Source organism: Chryseobacterium sp. FR048 (assembly GCF_056844665.1).
Window position 1 is genome coordinate 358,983 of sequence record NZ_JBXDSE010000003.1, and the last position, 16,381, is coordinate 375,363.

The window sequence follows — 16,381 nt, forward strand, 5'->3', positions numbered from 1 at the left end:
CTGTTAATGGATCTACAATCCCATCTGTTTGTGACCTCATGTGTATTATTCTCAGCCAATAATTTATTCTTATTTTTGAAAAAAAGCTCAGGTTATAAAATCCAAGTCTAGCTTTTTAACTTGTACACTTTGTGGGATTGTGTCTTAAAATCCAAAATATTCATCAATAGCTTTACTCTCCTCGTGATTATTAAGATTACATTCTACAATAATTATATGTTTATTTACTAAACCATTTAAGTTTTCAAAGATTTTCTTTAAATTATCAATTAAAAATTCAAATGATTTTAAATGGAATCCAATAGTACTTACAACAATATTATCCTTCTTTCCATCTTTTAACAGTTTAAGTAGAATTATATTCAGTTTACCCAAAATATCATCTTCTCTAATTTGAATGTTTGTTAATTGCTCAAAAAGATTTATTAATTCTCTCTTCTCCTCTTTTCTTATTTCTTCGTAATAATAGTATATCTTTAAAGCATATTTATAACTAAAATTTACATAAATATATTCTTCTTTATTTATTAAGTTCTTTAAATTCTTTGAATTTATTATAGATATTTTATTCATTATCTTGTCGGTTTTACTGGAAATTTATATACTTTTCCATAATTAATAGGATTTAAATTGTCAAACTTAGCATTTTCCATAAGAATATCCATATACTTATAATCTCCTGTTTTTAGCATGTATCGAATAGCTGCATTCATTCTATGATTACCATCATTAAAGAAAAACTCGCCTTCCCATTTAAACCCTGCTACACCTATATGTTTATTAAACTTACCACTTAACATTTGTCCAAAATATTCAGAAACTATAGCAGGATCTATTCCTGAGTTAAGACTTTTAAAACCTTGTGTTTCTGCCACTTTCGCAACTCTTGAAGCTGAGATTTCTTCAGCTATATTTGCTGCACCTGCAGCCCTTGCAACTCTACCATATCCACCAAACATGTTGTAACCACCACCACCAAAATCTTGCATAATTTCAATGTGAGAGCTATTCATTAATCTAAAAGATCTATCCAGACTAGATTCTCCTTCATTATAAAAAGGATTATCACGCCGTGTACGATATTCAGCCATAGGGTTATAATTGGCGCCTTGTATTAAACCAAATAATCTGCTTCCACTGGCACTATAATCTTCAGCTGTTATTCTTTCTGCAGGACCTACTTCTACTCTAGATTTGTTTGTACCAAACAAACTTCTGAAGAAATTTCCAATACTCCCCCAAAAACCAGGTTTTGGATCTTCTCCAAAGCTTATACCTCCAAACCCCGTAAAGACATTTCCTCCCGATGTTTCAGTGCTGGTAGACATTGTTGCTACATAAGCTTTAAAAGCAATTTGTGCAGCCTCTCCCGAAGCAAACATGGCATCATTTCCATCAGGATCAATCACCATTACAGGATTATTGATTGCATAGTTGTAAGGGCTCAATGAACTGTATTTCTCAGACATGGCATCCATCACGCCCCATCTTCCCAGATCAGGCATCAACATTCTTGCGCCATAATCATACATCCCTGTCTCCTGAAGTTCTTTGCCATTGTACTTATAACTATGATAACTTCCAAAGTTAGATAGACTAAACTGCCTTGAGATATGGTTCAATCCAAAAGGATAATAATTATTCGTATCGGTTATTTCAAGAGCACCTGCACTGTCTTTAGCAAAACTAATCCTCGTATTTCCAAGGTGATCTCTGTACTGGTAAATATAACGGTTTTCTGTGAAACTGTAAAAACCTTCTGTGGTGGCTACAAAATCCAACTTCCATTCCGGAATACCAGGAAATATAGGGCCTATAATTCCTTTATAAGCCTGCTGTTCATAGGCATTCTCTGTTCTGCATTCAAGACATATTCCGCCATCCTCAAAATAGCTGTACTGAAAACCGTCCAGATAATCTGTAATTCGGGTACTCGCCAATCCTCTTGGTGGCCAGGTTGAATATACTTTACGAAGTTTGGTTCCGTCTGCACGGTATAGATAGGTGATAGAACTGTTTAGGATTCGTCCTAAATTGTTTTGCTGAATATCATATGCATTGGAGAGATTCAGGTAGTTATACTTTACAGACTGGATCCCCTTATCCAGCATATCTTTCATATTTCCATTCAAATCATAGGAAATAGCATTGTTTCCACCTTCATAGCCAGTATCATTCAACGCATTTTCAATAACTTTCGTCAAACGGTTTCCACTATATTCATACACCAGATCATCCACCTGGGTTGCTGTTGTTCCATTAACCAGAAACGCGTTTCTTTTTAGGGTCATAATATTTCCATTCCGGTCATAAGTAAGGTGTTCGTTATAATTATTGTTAAACGGAACTACAGCATTAGGCTCGGAGTAAACAGCATCCTTCAATCTCTTCAGCCCATCATAGGTATAGTTGTATCGTTTCAATACATCCTCAGAAGCATTTTTCCAGTCTACCTCTGTGATTATTCCCGTAAATCGACCTGGAGCTACATTCACATTAACAGGATTGTGATACTTCATTTCATATCCAAATAACTTTCCGTTAAGATTCGAAGGATCATTGATTTTCGTTAACCAGCCTCTGATATTATAGGTATAATTGATGCTTTGCAGAGGCTGAGAAGGATTGGTACCCCCTAACTTTTTATTTTTCAACTGGGACAATTCATTATACTCATTCTGCACAAGGATTTCTTCAGGTTGGGTATCTACCTGATGTTTATGGGTCAGTAATCGGTTTTGATGGTCATAGACAAAAGTCTGGGTAATTACTTTTTCTGTATCTGTAGACAATCTTTTGTGATAAACTTTAGTTTGCCTGGTCACTCCGGCAAAATCAACTTCTGATTCTGTTCTGGTATATCCACCAAGATGGTTACCCGCATATGATCCTATCGTTCTTCCTTTTTCATCATAGTAGGTATAGTTCCTTGTCCAGGCATCATCTTCAACATTTTTTACATAAGCGGCCAGAGGAAGGCTTTTGGTATTTTTAGAAGCTGTACTTTGCCCAAGCTGCTTCATCACTTTCTGACCTGCTATAAAGTCAGGAACTACTACTCCGGAAGGAAGTGGTGGATAGGTATCATAATAATTGACGGATAATAAACTTACCCATTTGGTAGAATTGGGATAGGTTGCATCCGGATTTCCATAATATACTTCCATACCCTGACGTTCAAAAAGAACGGTCGTTAAGCGGTTAACAGCATTGGCACCATAACTATCTGCAATATTCTGCTCCTGCAGTCTTTCACCTCCGGTAGAAAGTCCTGTAATGGCCACTCTTCCAAACTGGTCGTATTTGGTATACAGCCACTGTCCTTTCTCTTTCAGATTGGCATCACGGCTTCCTACTACTCTATCCTGTTTATCATATACAAAATACTCCCAACCTTTCCCAGGTAATTTCTTCTCTGCCAATCGGTTTTTACTGTCGTATTTGTACTGATAACACAGATTATCAATCTTAGCAGGATCTAAAACCGCTACTGAAGCTAATGGTGGAATAACATACGCAAGCTGTTTATAGTCATTATACACATTATAGGTATCGGCATTACCAGATGTTCCTATAACCTTTCGAATAAGTATTGTCTGCCCGGAAGCATCTTTGAATTCTATCACTATGTTTTCATCTTCATCAGTGACCGTATTTTTTACCAACTGCCCCTGCTGGTATTCCGAGACAGGCTGTAATGTATTGATGTAAACTTTTTCTGAAGGATTCCAGGTGGTAATCACTTCATATTTTTTAACATGATCTTCGGTTGTATTAAGATCATAACCAAAGGCTATCGATTTGGTATTCCAATCGTTACCAATCTGCTTTTGTTGTAAAATTCGTTGTAGCGGAGAATTCTCGAGTATCTTTTCGGTATAGATTTTTTCGCCGGAATAGATATTGGTAACATCAGCAATGGGATAAGCGATCATTCCCGGAGACTGGGTATAAATTCCTCCATTGGAGGTAGAATTTTGAGGAACCGGAAGGTAGGTTCTCGTTTGTCTTCCCTGATCATCATATACCGTTGGGGTAACCACATCTTTTCCTTGTGGGGTAGTTTTCACATTTACAACCTGTTTTGCTCTGCCCAAAAGGTCAAAATACTGGACGGTTTGTGTTTTTTTGCTACAGTCTTCATTCAGACAGTCTGTAGTGGAGATATAATTTTCTGTTGCCGTTGTTTGCGCTTTAAAAAAACCAACAGACAAAAGACCTGATATTAATATTAGTTTTTTCATCTTATATGGAGATGTTAGATGTTAGATGTTAGAAATTAAAAGTTAGAGTGCCTGACTTTCTATTTGAAGCCCTCATTACTCATTATCATTGTCTGTAGTTGTACTCGTATTTCTTCAACGCTTTCCCCGCTTCATCTTCTATCTTCTCCAATCTTCCGGCTGAATCATATTGATACACCGCACGCACTCCTGTGGGAGGTGTCATTGTTTTCATTCTCATTAAGGAATCAAACAAATAGGTAGTAATCTGATAATTTGCAAGATTCACATTGTTTCTGAAGGCATCCAGAGCTGTTTGAAGATCCGGTTCTGAAACTGCTGTTGCGTTTGATTTGTTGAGAAGATCAGACAGGTAAGGAGCAATTTGATCATAAGTTGCTCCTTCTACTTTGACAATAGGCTGGGTTTTATTATATCCCCAAACGATAGAAACAGAAAGACCATCTTTCGTTGTATATTGTTCTAAATTTCCTTGAGCATCATATCGGTTGAAAGTCACCTCGGAAGCCAAAAGATTCTGGGAATCATAAGAAACTGCCGAGGAAGGATATTTGTTGCCAGCATTATCATATCTGGTCTCCGATCTCGATAGTAATTTTGCAGGATCAGAACTGTTTTTCTTCATCATTGAGGTGATTTCTAAAGGAAAGCCTACCATATTGGCTCCCAGTAATTTCTGGTTATTTTTCTCCAAGGCATATTGATACGTGGTTTCCTGGATACTACCATCAAATGAGGTGGCTCTTTCAAGACTTGGCTTATTGTTGTGGGTATTTCTAAAAACCTCATTTTTCGTCTCTATCATACCGGAATCAAAGTAACTTCTGGAGGTTACCTTACTATCTTTGATCCAGGAAGTCTTTAAATAATAATTAGCACTCAAGTAACTTGGAGAAACTAAATATTTAGGTCCATCATATTCCTCAATAGTATAATCAAACAGATCTTCGGATAACTTCTTGTTTAAAGCATTATAGACTTCTTTCTTATCAATAAGCCCCCCACGGGTAAGGTTATAATTAGGCCAAAAACCATTGTGTAAAGGATATGCATCCGGTGTTTTAAAGTAATATTGAGTATATCCATTATTATTTCCCTGAAATACCTTTACATTCTTATAGACAAAAGCAGGGTTAGCCGGATCCAATCCATTTAAAGACCCTCCATCAACTAGATACCCACTGGAAATCCCCGGATTACCAAATATACTATAGTCATATTCTTCAATTTTTGAAGGTGTTACTGTGAAACTATCTGTAGATGTATTATCGAAGTATTTAATATCCTTAATTCTAGGCAGTCCCGACTTTGGAATCCAGTGAGTTTCTGTAGTAGGTTCTCCAACTATTTGTGATAGAGTAATGATCGCAGGATGATTAAAAGCTAAATTATTACATCCCATATCATTGCAGTACAAATCAATATAATATTCTCCGGGCTCAAATACCCTTCTTTGAACATATTCAAAATTTGTATTCGGATCTATTGGTGTTCCAATACTATGTGACCCCACATATGAATTTCCATTTTTTATCCAAAACTGCGCAGCCCATGAGTATGAAGCCAAAGTTCCAATACCTGTTGCATCTATTTCAAGGGTTTTAGTTTCTGCAAGAGTAAAAGCATATTTTTTAATTACATTTGCATTCGTAAAAGCTATATTAGCAAAAGCAATTTTTAGTTCGGGTATTTGTACTACCTTTGCACTATAAGAATAAGGTACCATGTCAAAATTATATTTAATAATTCCCCCTGTGGGTAATTTTATACTATTCAACAGAACGAAACCATCTCCTTTATCATAATCACCATCGCCGTAGCCACCACCACTATAAGTGAAAGTATATCTTTCAATTACTTTTTCATACTGATCCACTTGACTGAATGATTTTAATGTCCTGTAAAACACTGAATAATCTTTCCCAGGAATACCCGAGTAAGTAAATACATATTTTTTTACAAAAGCATTATTAGCTGTTTTAAGTATTATATTATTAATGGAAAATATATCATGATCCTTATTACTTGCTGTGTCTTTATCATAATTTATTTCTATAATCCCATAACCTTTTACTTCTATACGATTTAGTTTATTGGTTTCCGTATCAGGAACCTGATTACCTGTACCAGGAGAATAGAAAAGATCCCTCAAATAAATATATTTTATCAATTCCTGATCATTTTCATCAAGAATAGAAGAAAGATAAAAAACACTTCTATATTTTGCATTTCCATACATTGGACCATTTGTTGGATGTGTCCAAAGCCATACATTCATCTTACTTATATCATAGTCTTTAAAAACATATTGAATTCCAGATTCACTCGTTACAGTAAAAGAATCCAAAATAAGGGTAGCTTGATTACCAGATCTATGATATTTAATTTTAGAGGTAAAAGGAGTAAGCTTGACCAATTCAAAAGTATTATTTAGGGTGTCTCTTATAAATCTGAATTTTCCAGACTCTCCCGGAATATTAAAATTATAAACATCATCAAACGTATTCTTATGATAAGAATGAAAATTAGAATCATCAAATACCTCATCAAAATCATCAACTATTTCCCTTGAAATAGATCCACCACCTAAAAACGACCACCCTTTTCCTACATCGCTCACTCCATTTCTACTGGAAGTATTAGCTGCATGATAACTGAGCCCTAGATTGATATTTACCGATTTATTTCCAGTCTCAAGATTGATTAAAGGATAGGAAATTTCCGGAATTCCTGTTTGGATAGAAACAGGTATGGTATTATAAGTTGTAAGTCCTGCTACAGAAGGTACAGGTCGTACAACATCTATATTTTGACTTTGCTGCTGACTATTATATAGGATCGTCCCTAATAGAAGAATCAGTATTAAAAATATCTTCTTCATAAATTTTTAGTTTTTATTTTTTAATCAATTTAGCATTCGCTGTTTTATGAGTATCCGTTTTAATCGTCACCAGATAAGCTCCCTGCACTAAAGCCTGGGTATTGATCTTGGTCACATTATTCTTCGTCTTCAAACTCTGAAGCTGTCTTCCACTCATATCATACAACAGAATATCTGCTTCTTTAAAGTCAAAACCTATTTCTACATAAGCATAGTCTGATACAGGGTTCGGATAAATTTTGATGTCTTGTTTTTCGATCAGCTGATTAACCTGTTTGTCTCCAAGTTTTACGATCTTCCAGTTTTCCTTTCCAAGTTCTGTTGCACTCGTTCCGGCTAAAATGATAGAACCATCTCTGTTCAGTTTCAAATCTGAAAGTCTTTCCTCTCTCTGTCTTGATTCTCCGCTCACATGTTTTCTCCACTGTTCATTCCCATTCTGATCCAGATACAGCATCCAGAACGTTTCATCATCTTTTTCTATTCTTCCTTCCGCTTGGGTATAACCGCCTAACAAAAATCCTTTTGTAGTTGCTGGTTGAGAGTTGCTAGTGGAGAGGTTACCAATCACACTCATTCCCATCAAAACATCACGATTTTTGAAATTGTAGGATTTCTGCCACTGTTCTTCTCCTCTTTCATTCAGGGAAATCAACCAAAGATCTGTTCCTTCTTCGATGCCAACAGTTTTGTTACCTGATCTTTCTGATCTGGATTCTCCACCAATAATATATCCGGTTGAAGTCAAGGCTAAAGTTCTGATATGGTCATCTCCTTTTCCGCCATAGTTCTTTTCCCATTCTACTTTTCCGTTTTTGTCAAGCTTTACGATCCAATAGTCGCCTTCACCGAAGTTGGTGCTTTGTTTGGAGGTGGCAGATGTTAGGTTGCGGGTAGCAGGGCTTTCGGTTGAGGATTTACTTTCAGGATTTCTTACCCCTGAACCCGTCTCACGAACCTCGGAGCTTCGGGAATAAATTCCAAGTAATGCCCCACCGTCTTTCGTTGGAATCATTTTTTCAACTTCGTCGAGACCTTTTCCTCCTAAAATAAGCTGTGAAAGTTCTTTTCCGTCTTTATCCAACCTGATGATCCAAACATCTTTGGACCCATAACCTTTGGAGGAATTTTGTACATTTCCAGCCACAAAAAATCCTGAATCTGTGGTTTGAATCACTGATCTTGCTTCTTCATCGGAAGAAGTTCCCAAGGTTTTCTGCCATAATTCATCGCCGAATTCATTGATTCTGATCAGCCAGATGTCCGATCCCCCTTTAGAATCCTCTTTTTTATCCAGACCTTTTCCGGAATAAGAAGTTCCGGCAAGAAGAAATCCGCCATCCTGAGTGGTAACTGTTGCCGATAAATAATCATGATTCTGCCCTGAGAAATACTTTTCCCAGACTTCATCCCCTTGTTGATTCAGTTTCACCAAATGGAAATCGTAGCCGTTGTTTTGCTTACTGCCTGAAGCCTGTTGCTTATCGCTTTGAATAGAGCTTCCTGTGATCAGATACTGTTGGTCGATTGTAGTGGTAACCTGGCTTAGAAAATCCTGAGTAGAGGATTTAATGTCTTTCTGCCATACCACTTCCTGGGCAGATAAGCCCAAGACTGTGCATAAAGTGAATGCACCCATGTAGAGTTTTTTCATTAATTATGTTTTTTTAAATATTGAAATTTAATACTTTAAGGAATTATCAATCAATGCTTCAGCACTGATTACTGAATCCTGATATTAACATCATTGATTTTATAGAATAATTTGAACAGTCAATCTTATTCTGATGATTTTAATTCGAAAATTATCCGGTATTTTGTCTTAAGAAGATTGAAAGGGACCTGAACTGATCCTCCAAAACGGTCTATTCCCATGATTGTTTATGATTGAGTAATTGGTACAATAGTTTTTTGCAAATTTAATCTTTTTTAATATCAGCAAATCATATGAATACGATTTAAAATTCATTTTAAATATATTTTACCTTCATTAAGCAAAGGTATTTCAGGAAAACGACAGAACCTGTCGTAAAATATTAAATTCCAAACAGGTGGAATAATTCGAAGGCTGGTCTGAACCATTTGCTTCCAACTATAATATTCATCACTCAATACATTCAGACAAGTGAACTTTGACATTTTTCAATATATTCGCTATTTATAAAGTCAGACTATGAAAAAAGGAATCCTTGTATTTTCTTTATTGATCACCCAGATTGTTTCCGCTCAGAACTATTCGCAATATGTCAACCCATTGATAGGAACCGGAGGGCATGGACATACTTTTCCCGGAGCTATAGTTCCATTCGGAATGGTGCAGCTTTCTCCCGATACCAGAATAGACGGAAGCTGGGATGGGTGCAGTGGTTACCATTATTCGGACTCAGTGATCTATGGTTTTTCGCATACCCATCTGAACGGAACGGGAGTTTCGGATTATGGAGATATTATGCTGATGCCTAGTATGGGAAGTCCAACTTTGAACAATAAAGACTATTCTTCAAAGTTTTCGCATAAAAATGAAAAGGCTGCAGCTGGATTATATGCTGTTAAATTAGATAAACACAATATTGATGTTCGTCTTACCAGTACCAAAAGAGTGGGATATCACGAATACAGATTCAATACAGCCGGGAATGCCAATATTATTCTTGATTTGAATCACAGAGACAAACTGCTGGAAGGCGAAGTAAAGATCATTGATGACAAAACCATTGAAGTTTTCAGGAGAAGTGAAGCCTGGGCAACCAACCAATATGTTTATGCCAGAATTGAATTTTCAAAACCGATGAAAATTTCTAAAAAGGAAGTCAACGGGAAGCAGGAAGATCGCCTTTTTACAGGAACAAGACTTGCTTTGGCATTTTCTGCCGATGTTAAAAAAGGAGAAAAGATCAACGTAAAAGTATCTCTTTCCCCAACCGGCTATGAAGGAGCAGAAAAAAATATGGCGGCTGAAGGAACATCTGATGATTTTGATACAGTAAGAAAGCTGGCTGAAGCCAATTGGGACAAAGAACTTTCAAAAATTGAAGTAAAATCGGAGGATAAAAACAAACTCTCTGTTTTCTATACTGCTTTGTACCATGTTTTTACCCAGCCGAACATCAATATGGATGTGGACGGAAGATACAGAGGCCGCGATAATAAGCTCTACACCACCAATGGATTTGATTATTATACGGTATTCTCCCTTTGGGATACTTTCAGAGGAGCACATCCTTTAATGACCCTGATCGACAGAAAAAGAACCGCTGATTTTATCAATACCTTCATCAGGCAATATGAACAGGGCGGAAAACTTCCGGTATGGGAACTGGCCTCCAATGAAACGGAATGTATGATCGGTTACCATGCAGTCTCTGTAATTGCAGATGCCATGGCCAAGGGAATCAAAGGATTTGATTATGAAAAAGCCTATCAGGCTTCCAAAAATTCTGCGATGTTGGATATTTTCGGACTGAATGCCTACAAACAGAACAATTATATCAGCATTGATGATGAACATGAAAGTGTTTCCAAAACGGTGGAATACGCTTATGATGACTGGTGCATTGCCCAGATGGCTAAAATTTTAGGCAAAAAAGAAGATTATCAGTACTTCATGAAACGTTCTCAGAACTGGAAAAATCTTTACAATCCTAAAACAGGCTTTATACAGCCCAGAAAGAATGGAAACTGGTATGAACCTTTCGATCCGAGAGAGGTGAATAACAACTATACGGAAGGAAATTCATGGCACTACTCCTACTCTGTACAGCAAGATATTCCGGGACTTATAGCGGCACACGGCGGAAAAGAAAAGTTTGAGCAGTTCATCGATGCCATTTTTGCTGCTCCGGACAAAACCACAGGCAGAGAACAGGTAGATATTACCGGATTAATGGGACAATATGCCCAGGGAAATGAGCCGAGCCATCACATTGCTTACCTTTATAATTTTGTAGATCAACCTGAAAAAACTGATGCTAAAATCAAATATATTCTGGATAATTTCTACAAAAACACACCGGATGGTCTGATCGGAAACGAAGACTGCGGACAAATGAGTGCTTGGTATGTTCTGAGCGCTATGGGAATTTATTCTGTAACACCGGGATTACCGGAATGGGAAACCACAACTCCTTATTTTGATGAAATTAAGATCCATCTTGAAGATGGTACTACGAGAACCATTACTAAAAATACTGGAAAAGCAGAGCTTAAAAAACTGGGATTTGAGAATATAAACCCTGCTAAAGATTTTAAATATTCCCAACTCACCGCTGCACCTGTCATTGCTGCAGACCTGATTTTTGATTTTAATACAAAAGTGGAAATCACCCCATTGAACCCTGGAGATAAAGTCTATTATATGACTATGGATGAAAGTGACCATAATAAACGAAAAACATTTACGACTTATAAAGGACCATTCTCTATCAGCAAAACCACTCAGGTCCAGGCTTATTCTGAGAAAAATGGCGAAAAAAGTTCGGTAACGACCGCTCATTTCAACAGACGACCTAATTATTGGGACATCAATATCCTTTCTAAAGCAACACCCCAATATACCGCTACCGGAAAATTGGCTCTTATCGACGGAATCCGAGGGGAAGTCAACTGGAGAAAAGGTGAATGGCATGGCTATCAGGGACAGAATTTTGAAGCCATCATCGATTTCAAATCTCCTCAGCAGATCACTCAATTATCCTCTACCTATCTCCAGGACAGCAAAGCATGGATTCTGATGCCTAAAAAAGTGGAATATTATGCCTCTATGAATGGTAAAGATTTTATCCTTCTGAAAACAATCGACAACGATATTGATCCCAAAGATGAAAAAGTACAGATCAAAGATTTCTCCACTGAGATTCTTCCTACCGAAGCTCAATACATCAAAGTAAAAGCCTACTATTTCGGGAAACTTCCGGAATGGCATCAGGGAGCCGGAGGAGAAGCTTACATTTTTATTGATGAGATTACTGCAAAATAATATAACTATAACACAAAAATACACATGAAAAAACTATCATTATTTCTTTTTTTACTTTTAACCATTGTAAAAATATCTGCCTGTAGCTGCATAGGACTGACGCTATCACAATCATATCAGAACTCCAATGTAATAGGGGTTATTAAGATCCTAAAGGTATATGGCCAGGATAAAGAGCGCAGAATGTATAAAGCTGACATTGAATTTGAAACAATTTATAAGGGAAAAGCATTCAAAACGATCATGGTGAATGGGAGAATTGGAAAATCCAGATCTGCAGCCTGTGAAATAGATATAAAACCTAAAGAAAGGTACCTGATCTATTTAAAAAAATCCGGTAATGATTATTTCGTGTCATATTGTACACCAAAAACCAAACTATCCAATAATGCGGCGGATGAAGATAAGTCATATTTTGAGGATCTGGATAAGACTTTTTCCTATATAGAAGCCAATAAGTCTAAGTTTAACGGTCTGCAGTTTGCTGATTCTTATATAATAGATCCCCCGGGTTATAGATCCAGTTTTTATGAAATCAGTGATTTCAATCCTAAGCAACCCTTTGCAATCTATAAAATAAAAGTGAATAAGTCGTCCGAAATACAGGAAGCCACTCCCATTATAGGTTTTGGCAGTGAAGATGAAAGGATTGGAGATATTCTGAAAACGACATTTAAGGCTAATATATATGAGAATTTAGAGTCTGAAACAAAAGAATTTCTATTGTTTCTCTGCTACGATAAAGAAAGTACAGAGGGCCCTGAAACCGGAGTATTGTATTCTAATTAGTCCTAAAACAAACCCTTCTTCAAATTTTGAGGAAGGGTTTGTTTTTTTATATTAATTTATTCTTTCAGACCATTGCAGGACTTCAGGAAGTTCTCTATCATTTATTGTTTCATTCCTCTCCGACAAAACGTTGAAACGATCAAACCCTGTATTCGCTTTTCCAGTTTTGAATCTTCTTTTAATATAAAGATCATGATGGTCTATGTTTACTTATCTAATGTCGAAAATATTTGTTTCTGATGCTCATAACGGGAAAATACAATTGCAGGATTTGAATGATTTTCTTCCCTTATAGTCCGCTGAGTTCCCTCCCGTTTTGCTGCATAATGTCTTCTATACAAATTCAAAAAGGTTTTAAATAAGATTGTCATCCAAAATTAAAACGGTCTCTATATTTTAATAAAAATTATATATCTTGGCAAGTTGTATTATCTGATAATTAAGGCGCTTCTTTTTAATTGTAGAATTTAAATTTTAGGTTTGAGTTTATTAGATAAGTACAATAAATACCTTTGAACAAAATTAAAATGAAAAAAAAATCACTATTCTTAGTGTTTATAGCTTTTAGTATGAAAAGCTATAGCCAGACAGAGAAGGTGGGTATTAATACCCCAAATCCTGAAAAAGAACTGCATGTAAATGGAACTACTAAAACCAACGGGTATATTCTGAAGGATAATCTGGAGGTTTTAGGGGCCAGTGAAAACTATTCGTTGTTGATTAAATCCCCGGCTCCGGAAAATAGAATTACCACCTATGGACAGTCTGCTTCTAATTCCGCTCCTGCTCCATTGAACACTATTACCTTTAAAATTACCTGTGCCAGCAATGACAAAGATTATGTGAATGGTTATGATACAAGGATTAGTGCAAGTAAATATACCGCAGTAGTTACCTCTTATGGTTTTGTACTGCCTGTAGTGTATTCTAATCAATCCAACAATAATCCTGCCATCAACTTTTTCACACCTGCACCAAGGATATTTGCCTATACTCAGAGCGGAACCTGGTGGATACGGGCAGATTATTAAGGCTTTAAACCTGCGGCAACTGCAGCGACAGGAGTATGGACAATCAATATGTTACTGTTCGACAATGCCTATGTAAAAACGCGTAGCATTACCCAGGATATGGCCCAGTCCGGAACAGGGGCTGCTACCGCTCCAATTTTCACCTATTAATTACATTATAATGAAAAAAATAATATTACTTGTCTTCCCTTTTTGGAGTTTTCTCGCATATTCCCAAGTTGGGATTAACACTCAAAATCCTGCGCAAATGCTGGATGTAAACGGTAGTGTACTCACCGATTCTTACCTTATTGATACAGTAAACAAAACTCTGGATGTTACAATATCTAATGACTATTACCTTTTGGTACGATCCAAAGATACTTCCCCAGCCGGAAAACTAAAAATATTGGATGTTGCCCAAAGAAACGTAGCCCCAATGAATTTATATAAAGTTACAGTAAACAATGTAGATCAATCCCGAATCACTCAGCTGAGTACAGATCTGGAGACATCAAAGTACACTTTGGCAATAGCGGGAGCTGTATTTAAGAATGCCGATTCTGCACAAAATACCGATGGAAGCTACGGTGCTTTTTATACCAATATAGATAAGATAACTGAAAGTGGTAAAGACTATTATACCATCAATCTGGACTTCGCTGGTGCAGGAACAACCGGAGCAGCAAAAGGTACCTGGGAATTGTCTTTGATCGTCTTTGAAAAAGTTTTGGTAAAAGAATGGGGCACTTATACCGGCTCAGTCAATTCCTCGAATTTTTCCGGAACATCTACCAATACACCAACTGCTTTACAATAAAAAACACAAATATTAAATATTATGAAACGAAACCTATTTCTATCTATAGTCTTGCTCCAAGCCTTTTTTGTAGGGAGTATAAAAGCACAACAAAACAAAGTGGGAGTTAATACTCCGAATCCTACAGAAACTTTAGACGTCAATGGGAAAACCACGTCTCAAGATCTATATCTCAGAAATCCAGGCGATACTTCCACAGGCGGAGGGCGTTTTCTGGTGTCCTACACAGAAACAGAAAAAGCCACAACATCATTACAGACTTATGATCCTGAATCTGGCAACAGCGCATTATTTAATTATCTTTTACTTAAACTTACTAACGTTCCAAAACAAGGTGTTACAGATTATGACACCAAGATAGATTCGGATAATTTTGTAGTGGTTATCCACAGTTATGATGCTTTATATAATGCAACATCCGGAAGTGTAAGAATGGCCTTGGATTATATTGGCACTGAAGGAAGTAATGATGACAAGCAAGGTTCTCCGGAATTTGTGGCATATAGAGACAATACTACCAATACATGGCATATTAAAGCCCGTTTTGTGAATAGTAATATGAGAAAGCTGGATGATCCTACCAGTTCAACTAATAATTCTTTCAATATTACCATGAGTATTATGGTGTATAAAAAAATAATTTCTAAGCAGAACATAAACGAAGTCTCCAAAGATTTAGGAGGATCAGCAGGTACTGGTGACAAACTACCGAAACCTCCCGGTTTCTAAGTAAATGTAAAACATTAATCTGTAAATAGCTACAACCCAATCCCACAGTTTGGCGTTAAAAATATTTATCAGTTATTCAAAATTTTCCTTACTTCCACAAGTAAGGATTTTTTGTTTTTTCCCTGATTAAGTCTTTCCAAATTTTGTGAAGGAAGTGATATATGGAAAATAAAAAAGTTTAAACTAGCTTATTATGTAGAGATCAATTTATTCTTTCAGACCATTGCAGGACTTCAGGAAGTTCTCTATCTGAAAATTCAATATGGATCACTCTCCGCCTGTTTCCGTTGGTGGTCCGGTTAGAACCATGAAGGGTGAGGGGTTTCATGATCATAATGCCTCCTTTTTCCACATTACAGATATACTCTGTTTCTATGGTCCAATCAATTGTTTCCGGTCTGTAAATACCCTTTGCATGAGACTTAGGAACTACTTTTAATGCTCCGTTATTTTCATCCGTATCATCCAGATGGATTCTGATGGTATAGATATTTTCTAAAATATTCAATGGAGGCTGCACGGCAAACTGATTTTGCTTGGTAGTCCAGGGTCCGAAATCAGGTAATTCCAGTTTTTTATCCACGGAAATCGTCAGGTCCTGATGATAGGCTACATACCAATTGGAGGTTTCCGGTTTATCAAAATAAATGCTTTTTACCACAAAATATTTCTCTCCGAAAATTTCTCTGATTATTTGCTGAACAGAGTCATTGAAGATGAGGTCTTTGATTTCCGGTACTTCCTTTAAAAACTGTCTTATAGCGAACAGGTCTTGTGATTTTCTGAAGTTTTCTTTTGAGGTATCAATACGATCCAAAACACTGATGATCTGCTTCACCTCTTTATCTGAAAATACCTTATTTATAACTGAAAAGCCATATTCAAGAATATGGCTTTTATAAGATTCTAAGTTTTTTACACTCATAATGATCG

Annotated in this window: 10 protein-coding genes; 5 read left to right on the plus strand and 5 right to left on the minus strand. The window is 36.6% G+C overall.

Annotated features, from left to right (window positions below; all coding sequences use genetic code 11):
* Positions 1-144 precede the first annotated feature (144 nt).
* The 4 genes from AC106K_RS10970 to AC106K_RS10985 form a co-directional block, all read right to left on the minus strand.
* On the minus strand, positions 145-573 hold the full coding sequence (locus AC106K_RS10970) for a hypothetical protein (RefSeq protein WP_482445289.1): 429 nt from the start codon (positions 571-573) through the stop codon (positions 145-147).
* A complete protein-coding gene (locus AC106K_RS10975; RefSeq protein ID WP_482445291.1) occupies positions 573-4,244 on the minus strand; it encodes a DUF6443 domain-containing protein in 3,672 nt (1,223 codons plus the stop codon). Before AC106K_RS10975 ends, AC106K_RS10970 begins: the two co-directional genes overlap by 1 nt.
* A gap of 85 nt (positions 4,245-4,329) precedes the next feature.
* Complete coding sequence (locus AC106K_RS10980; protein WP_482445293.1) at positions 4,330-7,125, minus strand: hypothetical protein; 2,796 nt, start codon at positions 7,123-7,125, stop codon at positions 4,330-4,332.
* A 13-nt stretch (positions 7,126-7,138) separates the two neighbouring features.
* Positions 7,139-8,779 carry a T9SS type A sorting domain-containing protein gene (locus AC106K_RS10985; protein WP_482445294.1) on the minus strand — a complete coding sequence of 547 codons (1,641 nt, stop codon included), beginning with the start codon at positions 8,777-8,779 and terminating at the stop codon, positions 7,139-7,141.
* Between the two features lie 519 nt (positions 8,780-9,298).
* Between AC106K_RS10985 and AC106K_RS10990 the strand changes: the two genes are divergently transcribed.
* The 5 genes from AC106K_RS10990 to AC106K_RS11010 all read left to right on the plus strand — a co-directional run bounded on the left by AC106K_RS10990 (position 9,299) and on the right by AC106K_RS11010 (position 15,448).
* A complete protein-coding gene (locus AC106K_RS10990) occupies positions 9,299-12,100 on the plus strand; it encodes a GH92 family glycosyl hydrolase (protein WP_482445296.1) in 2,802 nt (933 codons plus the stop codon).
* 24 nt (positions 12,101-12,124) lie between these two features.
* Positions 12,125-12,889 carry a hypothetical protein gene (locus AC106K_RS10995; protein ID WP_482445297.1) on the plus strand — a complete coding sequence of 255 codons (765 nt, stop codon included), beginning with the start codon at positions 12,125-12,127 and terminating at the stop codon, positions 12,887-12,889.
* Between the two features lie 527 nt (positions 12,890-13,416).
* Positions 13,417-13,920, plus strand: a complete 504-nt coding sequence (locus tag AC106K_RS11000) for a hypothetical protein (protein WP_482445299.1) — start codon at positions 13,417-13,419, stop codon at positions 13,918-13,920.
* 160 nt (positions 13,921-14,080) lie between these two features.
* Positions 14,081-14,719: a hypothetical protein gene (locus AC106K_RS11005; protein ID WP_482445301.1), complete on the plus strand. Its 639-nt coding sequence runs from the start codon at positions 14,081-14,083 to the stop codon at positions 14,717-14,719.
* A gap of 21 nt (positions 14,720-14,740) precedes the next feature.
* The gene (locus AC106K_RS11010) at positions 14,741-15,448 is read left to right on the plus strand and encodes a hypothetical protein (protein WP_482445303.1); all 708 of its coding nucleotides are present in this window, start codon (positions 14,741-14,743) and stop codon (positions 15,446-15,448) included.
* Between the two features lie 202 nt (positions 15,449-15,650).
* On the opposite strand, the gene AC106K_RS11015 is transcribed toward AC106K_RS11010, so the two are convergent.
* Positions 15,651-16,373, minus strand: coding sequence for a phytanoyl-CoA dioxygenase family protein (locus tag AC106K_RS11015; RefSeq protein ID WP_482445304.1), 723 nt, complete (start codon positions 16,371-16,373; stop codon positions 15,651-15,653).
* Between the last annotated feature and the right edge of the window lie 8 nt (positions 16,374-16,381).